Raw genomic sequence first — 17,967 nt, forward strand, 5'->3', positions numbered from 1 at the left:
TTGGCCAATAAACACGGGCAAACATCGTGTTACTTATGGCCATAGCATCTTTATGGTTACGTCCTTATGACAAAACGATCATTCCCTCGATGTGACGCATTGGTTAGAACTCAACACAGGTTGACGCCGCAACGACGTCAACACCTTGGCTCGCGACGCCGGCAGCGGGCCCCAACGGCAGAAGTTTTTTTCTGCCAGACCTCGATTGAAGTCTACGCGATAAATACAGTCAACAAGTGAGGGCAACACCCTATGAGAAGACTTAAGCGTGATCCGTTGGAAAGAGCATTTTTGCGCGGATATCAATATGGCGTTGGTGGCAAATCCCGTGAGCTTTGCCCATTTACTCTACCGTCAGTACGCCAAGCCTGGATTAACGGCTGGCGCGAGGGACGCGGCGACAACTGGGACGGTATGACCGGCACTGCGGGAATCCACAGACTCAACGAACTTCACGCCGTCGGCTAATTTACAGGGCCTAACACTCCGACACGACAATCTGATGACTGAATGAATTAACCACGCACGTCCCATCCGGACGGCGGGCTCCGGCCCAGGGGCTCCTTCGAGGAGCCCTTTTTTATGCCTGTCTTTCGCCTGTACACAATCAGCGCAAGGCAGCGATGGCGTCGACGGACTCACGAATCAACGCCGGGCCTTTGTAGATAAAGCCGGAGTAGATCTGCACCAGGCTCGCACCCGCGGCAATTTTCTCAGCCGCATGCTTGCCTTCGGTGATCCCGCCCACGGCGATGATCGGCAAGCGACCCGCCAGCTCAGCAGCCAGCACCTTGACAGTATGAGTGCTCTTGTCACGAACCGGTGCGCCGGACAGACCGCCCGCCTCGTCACCGTGCTCCATGCCTTCTACACCGACGCGGCTCAGGGTGGTGTTGGTGGCGATCACTGCGTCCATCCCGGTTTCAATCAGCGCTTGTGCGACCTGCGCGGTTTCTTCGTCGGTCATGTCCGGTGCGATCTTGATCGCCAGCGGGACATGTTTACCGTGACGCAACGCCAACTCGGCGCGGCGCGTGGCCAGGTCAGCGAGCAGTTGCTTGAGCGAATCGCCGAACTGCAGGCTGCGCAGGCCCGGGGTGTTCGGCGAGCTGACGTTGACCGTCACGTAGCTGGCGTGGGCGTAGACCTTGTCCAGGCAGATCAGGTAATCGTCGACCGCGCGCTCGACCGGGGTGTCGAAGTTCTTGCCGATGTTGATGCCCAGCACGCCCTTGTACTTGGCGGCTGCCACACGGGCCAGCAGGTGATCGACACCAAGGTTGTTGAACCCCATGCGGTTGATGATCGCCTCGGCTTCCGGCAGGCGGAAAATCCGTGGTTTCGGGTTACCCGGCTGTGGGCGTGGGGTGATAGTGCCGATTTCGACAAAACCAAAACCCAGTTGAGCGAAACCGTCGATGGCCGCGCCGTTCTTGTCCAGACCCGCCGCCAAGCCCACCGGGTTCGGGAAGTCCAGGCCCATGACCGACACCGGCATTTTCGCCGGGGCCTTGCACAGCAAGCCGTTGAGGCCCAAACGTCCGCCCGCGCCGATCAGGTCCAGGGACAGATCGTGGGAGGTTTCCGGGGAAAGTTTGAACAACAGCTGACGGGCCAGGGTGTACATGGGCGGGTTTGACTCTGGGCTACGAAAAGTGGCGGCAATTATAGCCGCGCATCGGGGCCGCAGGCGAGGCGCGCGACAAAATCAGCCAGCGATGGCATATGCCTTGCACCACCACCGGTATCAGCACTCATGCCAACGGCGGAATGGGTCGAAAGACAATGGCGTCGTCACTGGCCCTTGCTCTGGCAAGGCGCCCGGTACGGCGTTTTTTTATGCAAGGTGCTTAACGATGATTGAAGTTCCAGCCAACCCTCTGGCGTGGGTCAATGGCAGCGATGCTCCGGAAAAGACCGACATCAACCTCGGTTTCATGGCCCTGAGCGACTGTGCCTCGGTGGTGGTAGCCGCCACTCAGGGGTTCGCCCAGCCTTACGGCCTGACCCTGAACCTCAAGCGCCAGTCGTCCTGGGCCAACCTGCGGGACAAACTGGTCAGCGGCGAACTCGACGCCGCCCACAGCTTGTATGGTCTGATTTATGCCGTCCATCTGGGCATCGGCGGCGTGGCCTCGACCGACATGGCCGTGCTGATGGGCCTGAACCAGAATGGCCAGAGCATCAACCTCTCCCACGGTTTGCAGGCGCTGGGCGTGACCAGTCCTGAAGCACTCGAGCGCCACGTGCACCAAACTCGCCCGAAACTCACCTTCGCCCAGACCTTTCCGACCGGCACCCACGCCATGTGGCTGTATTACTGGCTGGCGAGTCAGGGCATCCACCCGCTGCAGGATGTCGACAGCGTAGTGGTGCCGCCGCCGCAAATGGTCGCGCACTTGCAAGCCGGGCGTATCGACGGTTTCTGCGTGGGTGAGCCGTGGTCCGCCAGCGCAGTGCAACAGAATTTCGGCTTTACCCTGGCGACGACCCAGACCATCTGGCCCGATCACCCGGAAAAAGTCCTCGGCTGCACCCGGGCGTTTATCGAGCAGTACCCCAACACCGCGCGGGCCTTGGTCATGGCGATCCTGGAGGCCAGCCGGTTCATTGAACAAAGCACGGAAAACCGCCGCAGCACCGCACAACTGTTGAGCGCACCGGATTACCTCGACGCCCCCCTCGACTGCATCGAACCGCGCCTGTTGGGCGACTACGCCGACGGGCTGGGCCATCGCTGGCAGGACCCGCACGCGTTGCGCTTCCATGCAGGCGGCGAGGTCAACATGCCGTACCTGTCCGACGGCATGTGGTTCATGACCCAGTTCCGCCGCTGGGGCTTGTTGCGCGACGATCCGGATTACCTCGGCGTGGCCCGTCAGGTCCAGCAACTGGATCTGTACCGCGAAGCCGCCAGTGGCGTCGATATCGATATCCGGGGGCAGGACATGCGCAGCAGCCAGTTGATCGACGGCAAAGTCTGGGACGGTTCTGACCCGGCCGGCTATGCCCGCAGCTTCAAGTTGCACGCCTTGAGCGACAGCTCGCACCGATTCGCCCAACGCTGACAGGAGACTGCGAACATGCTGCGTATCCTGCTGATCAACGACACCGCGAAGAAAGTCGGTCGACTGAAAGCCGCCCTGACCGAAGCCGGGTTCGAGGTAATCGACGAGTCGGGCCTGACCATCGACTTGCCCGAACGCGTCGAAACGGTGCGTCCGGACGTGATCCTGATCGATACCGAGTCACCGAGCCGCGATGTGCTGGAACAAGTGGTGCTGGTGACCCGTGACCAGCCACGACCGATTGTCATGTTTACCGATGAACACGACCCCGGCGTGATGCGTCAGGCGATCAAGTCCGGGGTCAGTGCCTACATCGTCGAAGGCATTCACGCACAGCGCCTGCAGCCAATTCTCGACGTGGCCATGGCGCGGTTTGAAAGTGACCAGGCCCTGCGCGCCCAGCTGCATGCACGCGATCAGCAACTGGCTGAACGCAAGCGCATTGAGCTGGCCAAGGGGCTGTTGATGAAGATGAAAAGTTGCAACGAGGAAGAGGCCTACACCCTGATGCGCCGACAGGCGATGAGCCGGCAACAGAAGTTGATTCAGGTTGCCGAGCAGATCATTGCCATGAGTGAGTTGCTCGGGTAACCAATCGTTCCCGCGTGGGAACGATCTCCTGAAATTGGCACAAATCTGGCTAAGTAATCACCACAGGTAACCAACGGCGGTTGCCCCACCTACGACAAAGACGTCGCTCACCTCATTTGCCCTTGGCGAATCCGGTAGCGGCGTTTTTTCGTTTTGGCCCCACAGCCCGGGGCCGGTGGTGCGGCCCACAGGCGCCCCACCTGCTAGCTCATGACTCCTTCTCGAGACTCTTCACAGCTGAGGTGCGCGATGAATTCAAGCTTCTGGAAATCCGGCCATACGCCGACACTGTTTGCGGCCTTCCTCTATTTCGACCTGAGCTTCATGGTCTGGTACCTGCTCGGCCCGTTGGCCGTGCAGATCGCCGTGGATCTGCACCTGACCACCCAACAACGCGGGCTGGTGGTGGCCACGCCGATCCTGGCCGGGGCCGTGCTGCGTTTTATCATGGGCATGCTGGCGGATCGACTGTCGCCCAAAACCGCCGGGCTGATAGGCCAGGTGATCGTCATCTGCGCGCTGTTCGGCGCCTGGAAACTCGGGATTCACAGCTACGAGCAAGCGCTGGTACTGGGCCTGTTCCTCGGCATGGCCGGGGCGTCCTTCGCCGTCGCCCTGCCGCTGGCCTCGCAGTGGTATCCGCCACAGCATCAAGGCAAAGCCATGGGCATCGCCGGGGCCGGTAACTCGGGCACCGTGCTTGCCGCACTGATTGCTCCGGTATTGGCCGCGGCGTTCGGCTGGAGCAACGTGTTCGGCTTCGCCCTGATCCCGCTGATCCTGACACTCATCGTTTTTGCCTGGCTGGCGAAAAACGCGCCGGAACGGCCGAACGCCAAGTCGATGGCCGACTACTTCAAGGCCCTGGGCGATCGCGACAGTTGGTGGTTCATGTTTTTCTACAGCGTGACCTTCGGCGGCTTCATCGGTCTGGCCAGCGCCCTGCCCGGCTATTTCAACGACCAGTACGGCCTGAGCCCGGTGACGGCCGGTTACTACACGGCAGCCTGTGTGTTCGGTGGCAGCCTGATGCGCCCATTGGGCGGTGCGCTGGCAGACCGTTTCGGTGGGATACGCACGTTGCTGGCGATGTACACGGTGGCGGCGCTCTGCATTGCGGCGGTGGGTTTCAATCTGCCGAGTTCCTACGCGGCGCTGGCGCTTTTCGTCTGCACCATGCTCGGTTTGGGCGCAGGTAACGGTGCAGTGTTCCAATTGGTGCCGCAGCGTTTTCGTCGCGAGATCGGTGTGATGACCGGTTTGATCGGCATGGCTGGCGGTATCGGTGGCTTTGCGCTGGCGGCAGGCATGGGGGCGATCAAACAGAGCACCGGCAGTTATCAACTGGCCCTGTGGTTGTTCGCCAGCCTCGGCGTCCTGGCTTGGTTCGGTCTGCACGGGGTGAAACGTCGCTGGAGAACCACTTGGGGTTCGGCCGCTGTGACGGCTGCGCGGGTCTGAGGCCTCAATGAGCCTGCAACTGAGCTTCGCCGAAGCCAGCGCCATTGGTCCGCGCGAGGAAAACCAGGACGCCCTGCGCCTCGTGACGCCCGCCCCGGCGCTGGCGGCCAGCAAAGGCTACTTATTCGCCATTGCCGACGGCGTCAGCCAATGCGCCGACGGCGGTCTCGCCGCTCGCTCGACCTTGCAGGCGCTGGCGCTGGACTATTACGCCACCCCGGAAACCTGGGGTGTCGCTCAGGCATTGGACCGTCTGCTGCTGGCGCAAAATCGCTGGCTGCAGGCCAATGGTGGCGGGCAACCGCTGCTGACCACGGTCAGTGCATTGGTCATGCGCGGCAGGCGATTTACCCTGGCCCATGTCGGCGATTGCCGAGTGTATCGCTGGCACGCGGATCAATTGCAGCGCGTCAGCGAGGATCATGTCTGGGACCAGCCGGGCATGCAGCATGTACTGAAACGAGCACTGGGACTGGATCAGCATCTGGTGCTGGACTTTCTCGATGGCGAATTGCGCCTGAATGAGAGTTTCGTGCTGCTCAGCGACGGCATCTGGGCCGTGCTGGGCGACACCGCGATTGCCGCCATTCTGCGAGATCAGCCCGATCTGGAGAGCGCGGCTCAGACCCTCGTCAACGCTGCGCACCTGGCCGGCAGCCAGGACAACGCAAGTGCCTTGCTGGTACGAGTCGATGCCTTGGGTGAAACGAGCATTGGTGATGCGCTGATTCATTTACAGCAATGGCCGTTGCCACCGGCGCTGAAACCCGGTCAATCCTTCGAAGGCTGGCACATTGACGGGATACTCGGCCAGAGCCAGCAATCGCTGCTCTATCGGGTTCGCGACGGACAACAGCAACCCTGGCTGTTGAAAACCTTGCCCGCCGCACTGCACGACGATCACCTGGCCGGGCAAGCGTTGCTGTCGGAGGAATGGTTTCTCAAGCGCGTGGCGGGAAGGCATTTTCCTGAAGTCCATGCCGCCAGTCAGCGTCAGCATTTGTACTACGTGATGCGCGAATATTCCGGAACGACGCTGGCAGCTCTGCACACCCGTGTCGGACCTCTGCCGTTGGCGCAATGGCAAGATTTGGCCGAGCGCTTGCTTCGCGCGGTTGGCCTCCTGCATCGACGGCAGATTCTGCACCGCGACATCAAGCCGGAAAACCTGCTGCTGGGTGACGACGGCGACTTACGCCTGCTGGATTTCGGCCTCGCGTATTGCCCAGGCTTGTCAGAGGATCAAACCTCTGCCCTGCCTGGAACGCCCAGTTACCTCGCACCGGAAGCCTTTCGCGGGGACATCCCGACGCCGCAACAAGACCTGTACGCGGTGGGCGTGACCCTGTATTTCCTGCTGACCGGGCATTATCCCTACGGTGAAATCGAAGCGTTCCAGCGACCACGGTTTGGTGTACCGGTCAGCGCCAGTCGCTATCGTCCGGATTTGCCGGAATGGATTGCGCAATGCCTGGAACGTGCCGTTGTGGCGGATCCGGGTCAGCGGTTTGAAACGGCGGAAGAATGGTTGCTGCTGCTGGAACAGGGCGAGCGGCGCAGCTTGAGCGTGCGGCCCAGGCCGTTGATGGAGCGTGAGCCGTTGAAGGTTTGGCGGACATTGGCGCTGATGTCGTTGCTGCTGAATCTGGTGCTGCTGGTTTTGGTATTTCATGGCTGACACAAATCCCCTGTAGCAGCTGGCGAAGCCGCTCCAATTGCGGGCATCGCGCATTGATTCGGTGCGAAATTGCTCTTTTCACACTCGTCATCTTCGACAGAACCCAATAAATCCGGCCACCTGAAGCACTTGGCACAACCACTGCATTACCCTTTCCACCACACATAAAGCCCAGCCTTCAACGATGAAGGCTGCGCTTCCCGAGAGAACGGGACCAGGACAAAGGCGTCCTCGCTAGGCAACTAGCGGGACGCCTTTTTTTGTTTGCGCAAAATTTGTCGAGCCAGACCTGAAGCCCTGATGAGGCGGGTCACCGCTCCCCGGAGAACCTGATGAAAAAATTAAAACTGGTGATGATCGGCAACGGCATGGCCGGGGTTCGCACCCTGGAAGAACTGCTCAAGCTGAGCAACGAGCTGTACGACATCACGGTCTTCGGCGCCGAACCCCACACCAACTACAACCGCATTCTGCTGTCGCCGGTACTGGCCGGCGAACAAACGTTCGAAGAGATCGTGCTCAACGACCTCGACTGGTACCTGGATAACAACATCAAGCTGCTGCTCAACCGCAAAGTAGTGGAGATCGATCGGGTCAAACGCCGGGTCATCGCCGAAGACGGCACCGAGGCCGAATACGATCGCCTGCTGATCGCCACCGGTTCGACCCCATTCATCCTGCCGATCCCGGGCAACACCTTGCAGGGCGTGATCGGTTACCGTGACATCGCCGACACCCAAGCCATGATCAACACCGCCAAGACCCACAAGCACGCCGTGGTCATCGGCGGTGGTTTGCTCGGCCTGGAAGCCGCAAACGGCTTGATGCTGCGCGGCATGCACGTGACCGTGGTGCACCTCGGTGAATGGTTGTTGGAACGGCAACTCGACAAGACCAGCGGCCAGTTGCTGCAAACCGCCCTTGAAGCGCGCGGCCTGCACTTTCGCCTCTGCGAACAAACCCAGGCCCTGCACGATGCCGGCAATGGCCGGGTCGGCTCGGTTGAATTCAAGAACGGCGACATCATTTCCGCCGACCTGGTGGTCATGGCCGCCGGCATCCGCCCCAACACCGAACTCGCGGAAAAAACCGGCATTCCCTGCAATCGCGGGATTCTGGTCAACGACACGATGCAAACCTACGACCCACGGGTCTACGCCATCGGCGAGTGCGCCAGCCATCGCGGCATCGCCTACGGCCTGGTTGCACCGCTGTTCGAGCAGGCCAAGGTTTGCGCCAATCATCTCGCCCAATTGGGTTTCGCCCGGTATCAAGGTTCGGTGACGTCGACCAAACTGAAAGTCACCGGCATTGACCTGTTCTCCGCCGGCGACTTCATGGGCGGCGAAGGCACGGAAACCATCACCCTCTCCGACCCGATCGGTGGCGTCTACAAAAAACTGGTGATCAAGGATGACGTGCTGGTCGGTGCCTGTCTGTACGGCGATACGGCAGATGGCGGTTGGTATTTCCGGCAGATTCGTGAGAATCACGCCATTGGCGAGATCCGCGATCACCTCATGTTTGGTGAAAACGCATTAGGCGACGTAGGACATCAGGGCCAGGACAAGGCCATGAGCATGGCCGATACCGCCGAAGTCTGCGGCTGCAACGGCGTGTGCAAAGGCACCATCGTCAAGGCGATTCAGGAACACGGGCTGTTCAGTGTCGACGAGGTGAAAAAACACACCAAGGCTGCCAGCTCTTGCGGTTCCTGCGCCGGCCTCGTCGAGCAGATCCTGATCAACACCGTGGGCGGCGCGGCAGACGTGAAGCCGAAAAGCGAAAAAGCCATCTGCGGGTGCAGCGACCTCAACCACGGGCAAATCCGCCAGGCCATTCGCGAACAACATCTGCTCACCATCGCCGGCACCCAGAGCTACCTGAACTGGCGCACTCCGAACGGCTGCGCCACCTGCCGCCCGGCGCTCAATTACTACCTGATTTCCACCTGGCCGGGCGAAGCCAAGGATGACCCGCAATCGCGTCTGATCAACGAACGCGCCCACGCCAACATTCAAAAAGACGGCACCTACTCGGTGGTCCCGCGGATGTGGGGTGGCGTGACCAACCCTTCGGAATTGCGCCGCATTGCCGACGTCGCCGACAAGTACAACGTGCCGATGGTCAAAGTCACCGGGGGCCAGCGCATCGACTTACTGGGGATCAGGAAGCAGGATCTGCCGGGCGTCTGGAAAGACCTCGACATGCCGTCCGGTCACGCCTACGGCAAATCCATCCGCACCGTGAAGACCTGCGTCGGCAGTGAGTTCTGCCGTTTCGGCACGCAGAATTCCACGCAGCTGGGCATCGAGCTGGAGCATGACCTGTTCAACATGTGGTCGCCGCACAAAGTGAAACTGGCCGTCTCCGGTTGCCCGCGCAACTGTTCGGAAGCGGGCATCAAGGACGTCGGCATCATCGGCGTGGACTCCGGTTGGGAGATGTACATCGGTGGCAACGGCGGGATCAAAACCGAAGTCGCCGAATTCTTCGTGAAACTGAAAACCGCTGAAGAGGTGCGCGAATACAACGGCGCGTTCTTGCAGCTCTATCGCGAAGAAGCCTTCTACCTCGAACGCACCGTGCATTACCTGCAACGGGTTGGCATGGACCACATCAAGAAAGCCGTACTGGAAGACCCGGAACGGCGCAAGGCGCTCAATGACCGGCTGCAATTCTCGCTGTCGTTCGAACAGGATCCGTGGAAAGAACGCCTGACGCAGCCACTGCTGAAAAAAGAATTCGACGTCATTCCCGTGAAGAACCTGGAGGTGCTGGCATGAACTGGCTGGATATCTGCGCACTGGAAGAAATCAACGCCCTGGGCTCGAGGATCATTGCCGGCCCCAAAGGTGACATCGCGATTTTTCGCACCAGCGATGATGAAGTGTTCGCCCTCGATGACCGGTGCCCACACAAGGGCGGACCGTTGTCCCAAGGTTTGATCTACGGCAAGCGAGTGGCCTGTCCGCTGCACAACTGGCAAATCGACCTGGAAAGCGGCGAAGCCCAGGCCCCGGACATCGGCTGCGCCCATCACCACCCGGCACGGGTCGAAAATGGCCGAGTGATGCTGGCCCTGCGGGACGCAGGCTGATGGACCGCCAGATCACCGCGTCCACCTGCTGTTATTGCGGGGTCGGCTGCGGGGTGCTGATCGAACATGACGGCGAGCGCATCCTCGGTGTCAGCGGCGATCCGGCGCACCCGGCAAACTTCGGCAAATTGTGCAGCAAGGGATCAACCCTGCATCTGACCGGCGACTTGACGGCACGGGCGCTGTACCCGGAACTGCGCCTGGGCAAAGGCCTGGCTCGCAGCCGCACCGACTGGGACACCGCCCTTGATCACGCCGCCAGCGTTTTCGCCAAAACCATTGCCGAACATGGCCCGGACAGCGTGGCGTTCTACATCTCCGGGCAGCTGCTGACTGAGGACTACTACGCCTTCAACAAACTGGCGCGAGCGCTGGTGGGCACCAATAACATCGACAGTAATTCGCGGCTGTGCATGTCGTCGGCGGTGGTCGGTTACAAACGCAGCCTGGGCGCCGATGCGCCACCGTGCAGCTATGAAGACCTGGAGTTGAGCGACTGCGTGATGATCGTCGGCAGCAACATGGCCTACGCCCACCCGGTACTGTTTCGCCGCCTCGAAGAAGCCAAATCCCGCCGACCACAGATGAAAGTCATCGTCATCGACCCGCGTCGTACGGATACCTGCGATTTGGCTGACCTGCACCTGGCGATTCTTCCGGGGACCGATGTCGCCTTGTTCCATGGGATTTTGCACCTGCTGCTGTGGGAAGACTGGATCGACCGCGACTACATCAAGGCCCACACCGAAGGCTTGCCCGAACTGAAGAACCTGGTGCGCGATTACACCCCGCAGATGGTGTCGCAACTGTGCGGAATCAGCGTTGAGCAACTGCAGCAATGCGCCGAATGGGTCGGTACTTCACCGAGTTTCCTGTCGTTGTGGTGCATGGGGCTGAACCAGTCCACCGCCGGCAGTGCAAAGAACAGCGCACTGATCAATTTGCACCTGGCGACCGGACAAATCGGCCGTCCTGGTGCAGGACCTTTCTCCTTGACCGGTCAGCCGAACGCCATGGGCGGCCGGGAGACCGGCAGTCTGTCGAACCTGTTGCCGGGCCATCGCGATGCTGCCAATGCCGAACACCGCGCTGACGTGGCGGCTTATTGGGGTGTCGATCAACTGCCGGAAAACCCGGGGCTGACGGCCATTGAGTTGTTTGAGCAGGTGGGCAGCGGAAAGATCAAAGCCTTGTGGATCGCCTGTACCAACCCCGCTCAGTCGCTTCCCGATCAGACGGCCGTGCGCGCGGCGCTGCAAGCCTGCCCGTTCGTGGTGTTGCAGGAGGCCTTCCGCACCACTGAAACCGCGAGGTTTGCCGACCTGTTGTTGCCCGCCGCCAGTTGGGGCGAGAAGGACGGTACGGTAACCAACTCCGAGCGGCGCATTTCCCACGTCCGCCAGGCAATCGTCGCACCGGGTGAAGCACGTCCGGACTGGGCGATCACCGTGGATTTCGCACAGCGTCTGGAAAAACGTCTACGCCCGGAAGCCACCAGCCTGTTCGCCTTTGAAACCCCGGCGCAGGTCTTCGACGAATACAAACAACTGACCCGTGGTCGGGATCTGGATTTGTCCGGGATCAGCCACGCATTGATCGACAAGCTCGGCCCGCAACAATGGCCCTTTCCTGCGGGCTCCAGCGCAGGCACTGCACGTCTCTATCTCGACGGTGTTTTCCCGACTTTCAGCGGTCGCGCGCAGTTCGTGGCTGATCCATATCGCGCCGCCAAGGAACAGCGCGACGCACGTTTCCCGCTGACGCTGATCACCGGTCGCCTGCGCGATCAATGGCACGGCATGAGCCGAACCGGCACTGCCGCGCAGCTGTTCGGTCATGTCAGCGAAGCCGTGTTGAGCCTGCACCCGGATGAACTGCGTCGACATCGCCTGCAATCCGGGGACTTGATCAGTCTGAAAAGCCGCCGCGGCGCGGTGATCGTGCCGGTCGCCAGTGACGACAGCGTGCGCCCCGGCCAAGCCTTTTTGCCGATGCATTTCGGTGACCGTTTCCTCAAGGGGGGTGTGAACAGCCTCACCCTGCCCGCCTTCGACCCGCTGTCGAAACAACCTGAGCTCAAACACAGTGGCGTGCGCCTCGAACCGGTGCAATTGCCCTGGCACCTTTTCGCGCTGGTAGAGGGTGATGTCCAACAGCATTTTGAGACGCTAAGACCCCTTTGCGAGGCGTTTTCCTACGTCAGCCTCAGCCTGACAGGCCGTGAGCGCCCTGCGCTGCTGATACGCGCTGCCAACGCCACCGCGCCAGATCCACAACTGCTGCGCGATATCGATCAAGGACTGGGGCTCAACGACGGTCCGGTGCTGGCCTACGACGATCCACGACGTTCCATCGGCAAACGCGTGCGGATCGAGAACGGCCGGATCACCGCCATCCGCTTGGCGGGTGAAACCCTTGCCCGGCACTGGCTGCAAAACCTCTGGCTCGAAGGTCGCGCCGACGAACAACTGCGACGCTGGCTGCTTGCGCCACTGAGTGCCCCGCCGGGCCAGGTCGACGCCGAAGCCATCGGCAACAAAACCCTGTGCAACTGCAAAAACGTCAGCCAAAACGCGGTCTGCGCCGGCATCCTCCGCGGCCTGGACTTGCAGGGTTTGAAACAGGAACTGGGTTGCGGCACGCAATGCGGTTCCTGCGTCCCGGAAATCAAGCGTTTGCTGGCCGCCACCGTGCAGCCGGTCGCCGTCATCTCGTGAGGAAAACACCATGAACGCAAAAGTCTGGCTGGTGGGCGCGGGCCCCGGTGACCCTGAATTGCTAACCCTCAAAGCTGTTCGGGCGTTGAGAGAAGCAGATGTGGTGCTGATCGACGACCTGGTCAACGACGCGGTGCTTGAGCACTGCCCCGGCGCGCGGATTATGCAGGTGGGTAAACGCGGTGGCTGCCGCTCTACGCCACAGGCGTTCATTCATCGCTTGATGCTGCGTTATGCCCGTCAAGGTAAATGCGTGGTGCGGCTCAAGGGGGGTGACCCGTGCATCTTCGGGCGTGGCGGTGAAGAAGCACAGTGGTTGCGTGAACGCGGGGTCGAGACCGAGCTGGTCAATGGCATCACCGCCGGCCTGGCTGGCGCGACTCAATGCGATATTCCGTTAACCCTGCGCGGTGTGGCGCGAGGCGTGACGCTGGTGACCGCCCACACTCAGGATGGCAGCAGCCTGAACTGGCAAGCGCTCGCTCAGGGTGGCACGACGCTGGTGATCTACATGGGTGTTGCGAAGCTCAGCGAGATCCGTGAGCAACTGCTGGCGGGCGCGATGTCAGCCGATACGCCAGTGGCGATGATCGAAAATGCATCGTTGCCGCACCAGCGGGAATGTCGGAGCAGCCTGATGGCGATGGAAAAAGATGCCTTGGCCTTCGAGTTGAAAAGCCCGGCCATCCTGGTGATTGGTGCAGTCGCCGCCAACTGTGCGAGCGAGCCTGCTCGCGAAGTGGCCCTGTCCGTTGACATTAACGTCGGATATCAACGCGCCTGACACGTCCCGGTTGACCAAATCGCAGACAAAGAAAAGCCCGGCCTAAGCCGGGCTTTTCTCAGAGCGGCGGGTAATTACTTACCTTGAGCTTCAACCTGCGCTTCTACGCGACGGTTTACAGCGCGGCCAGCTTCAGTTTTGTTGTCAGCAACTGGGCGAGTTTCGCCGTAGCCGATCGACTGAACGCGGGACGATTCAACACCGTACTGGTTGGTCAGAACTTGTTTAACGGCGTTTGCACGACGCTCGGACAGTTTCTGGTTGTAAGCGTCAGGACCGACGGAGTCAGTGTGACCTTCAACAGTAGTGGTGGTGGATGGGTACTGCTTCATGAAATCAGCCAGGTTCTTGATGTCGCCGTAGCTGTTTGGCTTGACTACCGACTTGTCGAAGTCGAATTTCACGTCCAGCTCAACACGAACAACTTCAGCAACTGCCGGGCAGCCATCAGCGTCAACAGTTACGTTGGCTGGGGTGTCTGGGCACTTGTCAACGTTGTCGCAAACGCCATCGTTGTCGCTGTCGGAGCAGACTTCTGGAGCTGGAGCAGCAGCGACTGGCTTGTTGCCGCCACCGAAGTTCACGCCCAGACCAACGGATGGGATGTAGTCCCAACGGCCGTTGTCCAGCTTGTAGTCAGCTTCTACGCCAGCACGAGCGTAGACGTTTTCCAGGAAGTAGTACTTCAGACCAGCGCCAGCAGTCAGGAAAGTCGACTGGTCACGACCGGTGTGGCCATCAGCGGCTACGTTGGTCATGCTGCCGTGCTTAACACCACCTTGAACGTAAGGACGCAGAGCGTCGCCAGCGTTGTTGAAGTGGTACTGAGCGTTCAGACCGAACTGATCGCCTTCAATTTTCTGAGAACCGGTACCGTTGTTCGAACGGGTGTGGTCGTCAGCATTGTAGGTCAGGTTCAACGATACGTCGTCGGTCAAGAAGTAACCGATGGAGGCGCCAGGAGTGTAGCCGTCTTCAACGTTGTTAACGCTGTCGTTGTACTTCTTCCCGTAGTTGAGCTCGCCTTCAACTGCGCCTTGGCCTTGTGCCAGAACGCCGAACGAAGTAGCGGCAATAAGAGTACCAATGGCCAAGCCCAAGGTGTTTTTCAGTTTCATCCGTTAAATCCCCATCTGGTGATTGTAAAGCAGTCCCTCAAACCGGGGGACAACTCGGCGGCTAGTCTATCAGAACTAGCCTACACGTAAGAGATATTTGCGCTGAACTAAGTTTCAGCAATGCCTGCAAATTTCTCACGCAATTTATCAAGAGCACGTTTGTACCGCATTTTTGTCGCACTCAAACCCATATGCATGATATCCGCGATCTCTTGAAATTCCAGCTCTGCGACAAAACGTAGCACCAGAATTTCACGGTCAATCGGGTTTACATACACCAGCCAGCGATCAAGTCCACCCTTATCCTCGGGTTTCGGCGCCTTTTCTTCAGACGCTTCCTCAAGGGGGTCAAGACTCAAAGCGTCCATCAAGCGACGCTTTCGCCGTTCCTTCCGATACTGTGTGATGCATTCGTTGTACGTGATGCTATATAGCCATGTCTTGAACTTCGATTTCCCCTCGAAGTTCTTCAAGCCGTACAGCACCTTCAACATCACTTCCTGACAGACATCGTCTGCGTCGCGATCGTTCCCAAGGTACCGGGCACAGACGTTAAATAATGTTCGCTGGTAACGCCGCATCAGTTCTTCATAGGCGCGCGTTACGTGAAACAGCTCGGTATGCGAGCGCGCGACCAACTCCTCATCAGAGAGCTCGCGGGGGTCGTAGCGCGTGGAGAGCGATTGAGCTTTATTCAAAACAAGTCGGGCCGACAGTCAGGTCAATGTCCGCCGCTGCCCTTTCGGGGCAATTCGCGGCGGCATACATTAGCAGGGTTTGCCGGGTTAGCGGCTACTCACATGCTGCTCCAGGAGAATCCGATTGGAGAGAGAGACTAGCTCACCCTCATCGGTCAGCAATGTGGTTTTAACCGTGCCGATCTCTTCGATCTGGCCTTCGACCTCGCCAACACGCACTTGTTGCCCAACCTGATATAGCTCACGCACATAGATTCCCGCAAGAATCTGACCGGCAATTTCCCGGCTTCCCAGCCCCATGGCCAACGCAACCGCCAGACCAACGGTGATCAATACGATGACAATTACATGGTTGAGCAGGTCTGTCTTGACCTCCAACTGGCTAATCGCTACCGAGATACTGATGATAATCACCAGGCCCTGAGCAATTCGTCCCAACCCCGAAGCATAGTCCAGCCCTACGCCCTCTGCCGCGCCGCGCACCAGCCCATTGGCCAATTGCGCCAGCAACACACCCACCAGCAATACCAGCGCTGCGCCAAATACCTTGGGCAGATACAGAGCCAGCATATCCAGCGTAGCTGAAACTCGTTCAAGTCCGAGGGATTCTGCTGCAGAAACCAGAAAAATCAGCAGAACGAACCAATAGACAATCTTGCCGATCAAGGTCGATATCGGTACTTGAAGACCAGCCCGGGACAGCAATTTAGTCAGACCGGTGCCACCCATCAGGCGATCGAGCCCCAGCTTGGCGAGCAGCTTGGACAATAAAGTGTCCAAAAGTTTCGCCACGACAAAACCCAACAGCAGCACAACCAGTGCGCCGAACAGATTCGGAATGAAGTTCGCAACCTTTGTCCATAACGCAGTCATTGCAGTGACGAGGCTCTGAGTCCAGAGATCAAGTTCCATATTCAATCAGCCTTATCAGCAGTGCGAACGGTAGGTTTACGGTGGCGGGAGACCGGCGCGACGTGGGCCGAGCCGTTGTTGAGGGCAATCATCAGCGCGGGCAACCAGCGGCCCAGCAGGCTGAACAGATCGCCAGCGCCGACCTGGCGATTGGCGGTTTTCAGTACACGCCCAAGGCACGCATCGTCGTCCCGGGTGGACGGTGATGCATTGAGCATGTCGCGCAAAGACTGTTCAAACGGATCGTGCATACGCACCTCTCGTGATGTCTGTGAAAGACGCGATCAAATTTGCCCGGGTCACATGACGCATGCTCACACCCAACGCAAACGTCGAAATAACCACCACTGCCCGAGCGCCACCGAGACCATCATCAGGCACGCAATCAGGAAGCCATACGGGCTCGCCGAGAACGGAATACCACCGACGTTGATCCCCAAAAGACCGGTCAGGAAACTCATCGGCAAAAAGATCCCGGTGATGATCCCGAAGCGGTACATCGTGCGGTTCATGCGCACGCTCAATCGTCTGTCTTCAGCCTCGAGGACCAGCCCCACCCGCTCCCGGGTCAATTCCAGCTCCTCAAGGTAACGGGTCAGGCTGTTGTTCAATTCGTTCCAGTAATCGCCATCGTCTTCGACAAACCAGGGCAATTTTATACGCGTCAATTGCCCGAAAATATCCCGCTGAGGCGCAAGAAAACGTTTCAGCGCCGCTGCCCTGCGACGGATCTGCAATATGGCGCCGTGCTCGGGAGTATACCGTTCGTCGGCATCCAGTTTTTCTTCTTCCTCATCGACCACTTCCGAGAGGCAACTGACCAGATCCTGCACTTTATTGGTGAGGTACTGCGCCATATACAGGACGAGTTCGGACGCGGTTTTCGGGCCTTTGCCGTCGGCGAGCTGCACCAACAATTCATCGGTGGCGCGCAATGGACGCAAGCGCAAGGAAATAACACGCTTGGCCGAGGCAAAAATACGCACCGAGACCATGTCTTCCGGTTCTGCGCCGGGATTCAAATTGACCCCACGCAAAAATAGCAGCAGTTCGCTGTCCGAAAGCTGTAGAAGACGCGGCCGGGTATTTTCTTCGAGCAGAAGGTCACAGCTGAATTCACTCAGACCGCTGGTGTTACGCAGCCAGGTCTGGGTTTGCGGATGACTGCGATCCCAGTGCAGCCACAGGCTCTCATGGGCCTGAAGCTGCAAGTCATCGAGTTCAGTCCGGGCTATCGAACGCGCACTGCCTTTACCGTCCAGCACCAGGGCATGCACCAGGCCCCACTGCGCGTTTTCTTCCTCGAACATCCGCATCCCTTTGTTGGTTTCTGGTTATTCAGGCATTTTCAGCGGGCTTGGCGAGATGATCACGCCGTTGTTGTCCGCGTAAATGTAATGGCCTGGATGGAACGTCACACCGGCAAAGGTTACCGCTACGTTCAGATCGCCAATGCCGCGCTTGTCGGTTTTCATCGGGTGGCTGGCCAGGGCCTGAACCCCCAGGTCGGTTTGTGCGATGACGTCGACGTCACGGATGCAACCGTAGATCACCAGTCCTTCCCAACCGTTTTTCGCGGCTTTCTCGGCGATCATGTCGCCCAGCAGCGCACGGCGCAGCGAACCACCACCGTCGACTACCAACACCTTGCCATTGCCCTTGAGCTCGGCTTGCTCCTTGACCAACGAGTTGTCTTCGAAGCACTTGATGGTCACGATTTCGCCGCCGAAAGAATCACGGCCACCGAAATTGCTGAACATCGGTTCCAGCACCTGCACCAGCTCCGGATAGGCGTCGCACAGGTCAGGCGTGAGGTAATGATTCATCGAGAAACTCCTGT

Annotated in this window: 16 protein-coding genes; 9 read left to right on the top strand and 7 right to left on the bottom strand. The window is 59.5% G+C overall.

The genetic code is table 11. The features are described from left to right. Positions 1 to 252 precede the first annotated feature (252 nt). Positions 253 to 468, top strand: coding sequence for a ribosome modulation factor (rmf, locus tag J2X66_RS02880; RefSeq protein WP_003223300.1), 216 nt, complete (start codon positions 253 to 255; stop codon positions 466 to 468). Positions 469 to 607: 139 nt separating this feature from the next. Here rmf and J2X66_RS02885 read toward each other — a convergent pair whose 3' ends face one another. Further along, on the bottom strand, positions 608 to 1,627 hold the full coding sequence (locus tag J2X66_RS02885) for a quinone-dependent dihydroorotate dehydrogenase (protein WP_310260600.1): 1,020 nt from the start codon (positions 1,625 to 1,627) through the stop codon (positions 608 to 610). Between the two features lie 229 nt (positions 1,628 to 1,856). On the opposite strand from J2X66_RS02885, the gene J2X66_RS02890 reads away from it, so the two are divergent. From J2X66_RS02890 to cobA, 8 genes are all read left to right on the top strand, one after another. Next, on the top strand, positions 1,857 to 3,068 hold the full coding sequence (locus tag J2X66_RS02890) for a CmpA/NrtA family ABC transporter substrate-binding protein (RefSeq protein WP_310260603.1): 1,212 nt from the start codon (positions 1,857 to 1,859) through the stop codon (positions 3,066 to 3,068). A gap of 15 nt (positions 3,069 to 3,083) precedes the next feature. Next, complete coding sequence (locus J2X66_RS02895) at positions 3,084 to 3,659, top strand: ANTAR domain-containing protein (protein ID WP_310260607.1); 576 nt, start codon at positions 3,084 to 3,086, stop codon at positions 3,657 to 3,659. 249 nt (positions 3,660 to 3,908) lie between these two features. After that, complete coding sequence (locus tag J2X66_RS02900; RefSeq protein ID WP_310260610.1) at positions 3,909 to 5,120, top strand: nitrate/nitrite transporter; 1,212 nt, start codon at positions 3,909 to 3,911, stop codon at positions 5,118 to 5,120. Between the two features lie 7 nt (positions 5,121 to 5,127). Next, positions 5,128 to 6,798: a bifunctional protein-serine/threonine kinase/phosphatase gene (locus tag J2X66_RS02905; RefSeq protein ID WP_310260614.1), complete on the top strand. Its 1,671-nt coding sequence runs from the start codon at positions 5,128 to 5,130 to the stop codon at positions 6,796 to 6,798. A gap of 332 nt (positions 6,799 to 7,130) precedes the next feature. Next, a complete protein-coding gene (nirB, locus tag J2X66_RS02910) occupies positions 7,131 to 9,584 on the top strand; it encodes a nitrite reductase large subunit NirB (protein WP_310260617.1) in 2,454 nt (817 codons plus the stop codon). After that, complete coding sequence (gene nirD, locus J2X66_RS02915; protein WP_027922561.1) at positions 9,581 to 9,898, top strand: nitrite reductase small subunit NirD; 318 nt, start codon at positions 9,581 to 9,583, stop codon at positions 9,896 to 9,898. Before nirB ends, nirD begins: the two co-directional genes overlap by 4 nt. Next, positions 9,898 to 12,615, top strand: a complete 2,718-nt coding sequence (locus tag J2X66_RS02920; protein WP_310260623.1) for a molybdopterin-dependent oxidoreductase — start codon at positions 9,898 to 9,900, stop codon at positions 12,613 to 12,615. Before nirD ends, J2X66_RS02920 begins: the two co-directional genes overlap by 1 nt. Positions 12,616 to 12,625: 10 nt before the next feature. Next, positions 12,626 to 13,399 (top strand): uroporphyrinogen-III C-methyltransferase, encoded by a 774-nt coding sequence (gene cobA, locus J2X66_RS02925; protein WP_310260626.1) that lies wholly within the window; start codon positions 12,626 to 12,628, stop codon positions 13,397 to 13,399. A gap of 74 nt (positions 13,400 to 13,473) precedes the next feature. Here the strand turns inward: cobA and J2X66_RS02930 are convergent, their stop codons facing one another. The 6 genes from J2X66_RS02930 to rraA form a co-directional block, all read right to left on the bottom strand. After that, the gene (locus tag J2X66_RS02930; protein ID WP_310260628.1) at positions 13,474 to 14,517 is read right to left on the bottom strand and encodes an OmpA family protein; all 1,044 of its coding nucleotides are present in this window, start codon (positions 14,515 to 14,517) and stop codon (positions 13,474 to 13,476) included. Positions 14,518 to 14,624: 107 nt separating this feature from the next. After that, positions 14,625 to 15,215: an RNA polymerase sigma factor SigX gene (gene sigX, locus J2X66_RS02935; RefSeq protein ID WP_008146300.1), complete on the bottom strand. Its 591-nt coding sequence runs from the start codon at positions 15,213 to 15,215 to the stop codon at positions 14,625 to 14,627. 87 nt (positions 15,216 to 15,302) lie between these two features. After that, positions 15,303 to 16,127 (bottom strand): mechanosensitive ion channel family protein, encoded by an 825-nt coding sequence (locus J2X66_RS02940; RefSeq protein ID WP_008048604.1) that lies wholly within the window; start codon positions 16,125 to 16,127, stop codon positions 15,303 to 15,305. A gap of 2 nt (positions 16,128 to 16,129) precedes the next feature. Next, entirely contained in the window at positions 16,130 to 16,378 is a 249-nt protein-coding gene (locus J2X66_RS02945) for a hypothetical protein (protein WP_027922557.1), read from the bottom strand. A gap of 63 nt (positions 16,379 to 16,441) precedes the next feature. Then, on the bottom strand, positions 16,442 to 17,437 hold the full coding sequence (locus J2X66_RS02950; RefSeq protein ID WP_310260639.1) for a zinc transporter ZntB: 996 nt from the start codon (positions 17,435 to 17,437) through the stop codon (positions 16,442 to 16,444). Between the two features lie 24 nt (positions 17,438 to 17,461). Further along, the gene (gene rraA / locus J2X66_RS02955; RefSeq protein WP_027922555.1) at positions 17,462 to 17,953 is read right to left on the bottom strand and encodes a ribonuclease E activity regulator RraA; all 492 of its coding nucleotides are present in this window, start codon (positions 17,951 to 17,953) and stop codon (positions 17,462 to 17,464) included. Positions 17,954 to 17,967 lie beyond the last annotated feature (14 nt).

The organism is Pseudomonas sp. 3296 (assembly GCF_031456615.1).
Taxonomy (GTDB): domain Bacteria; phylum Pseudomonadota; class Gammaproteobacteria; order Pseudomonadales; family Pseudomonadaceae; genus Aquipseudomonas; species Aquipseudomonas mucoides.

What these genes read in the sequence shown, in the direction of transcription:
- rmf (WP_003223300.1), top strand. Translation starts at nt 253, where the DNA reads ATGAGAAGACTTAAGCGTGATCCGTTGGAAAGAGCATTTTTGCGCGGA.
- J2X66_RS02885 (WP_310260600.1), bottom strand. Translation starts at nt 1,627, where the DNA reads ATGTACACCCTGGCCCGTCAGCTGTTGTTCAAACTTTCCCCGGAAACC.
- J2X66_RS02890 (WP_310260603.1), top strand. Translation starts at nt 1,857, where the DNA reads ATGATTGAAGTTCCAGCCAACCCTCTGGCGTGGGTCAATGGCAGCGAT.
- J2X66_RS02895 (WP_310260607.1), top strand. Translation starts at nt 3,084, where the DNA reads ATGCTGCGTATCCTGCTGATCAACGACACCGCGAAGAAAGTCGGTCGA.
- J2X66_RS02900 (WP_310260610.1), top strand. Translation starts at nt 3,909, where the DNA reads ATGAATTCAAGCTTCTGGAAATCCGGCCATACGCCGACACTGTTTGCG.
- J2X66_RS02905 (WP_310260614.1), top strand. Translation starts at nt 5,128, where the DNA reads ATGAGCCTGCAACTGAGCTTCGCCGAAGCCAGCGCCATTGGTCCGCGC.
- nirB (WP_310260617.1), top strand. Translation starts at nt 7,131, where the DNA reads ATGAAAAAATTAAAACTGGTGATGATCGGCAACGGCATGGCCGGGGTT.
- nirD (WP_027922561.1), top strand. Translation starts at nt 9,581, where the DNA reads ATGAACTGGCTGGATATCTGCGCACTGGAAGAAATCAACGCCCTGGGC.
- J2X66_RS02920 (WP_310260623.1), top strand. Translation starts at nt 9,898, where the DNA reads ATGGACCGCCAGATCACCGCGTCCACCTGCTGTTATTGCGGGGTCGGC.
- cobA (WP_310260626.1), top strand. Translation starts at nt 12,626, where the DNA reads ATGAACGCAAAAGTCTGGCTGGTGGGCGCGGGCCCCGGTGACCCTGAA.
- J2X66_RS02930 (WP_310260628.1), bottom strand. Translation starts at nt 14,517, where the DNA reads ATGAAACTGAAAAACACCTTGGGCTTGGCCATTGGTACTCTTATTGCC.
- J2X66_RS02940 (WP_008048604.1), bottom strand. Translation starts at nt 16,127, where the DNA reads ATGGAACTTGATCTCTGGACTCAGAGCCTCGTCACTGCAATGACTGCG.
- J2X66_RS02945 (WP_027922557.1), bottom strand. Translation starts at nt 16,378, where the DNA reads ATGCACGATCCGTTTGAACAGTCTTTGCGCGACATGCTCAATGCATCA.
- J2X66_RS02950 (WP_310260639.1), bottom strand. Translation starts at nt 17,437, where the DNA reads ATGTTCGAGGAAGAAAACGCGCAGTGGGGCCTGGTGCATGCCCTGGTG.
- rraA (WP_027922555.1), bottom strand. Translation starts at nt 17,953, where the DNA reads ATGAATCATTACCTCACGCCTGACCTGTGCGACGCCTATCCGGAGCTG.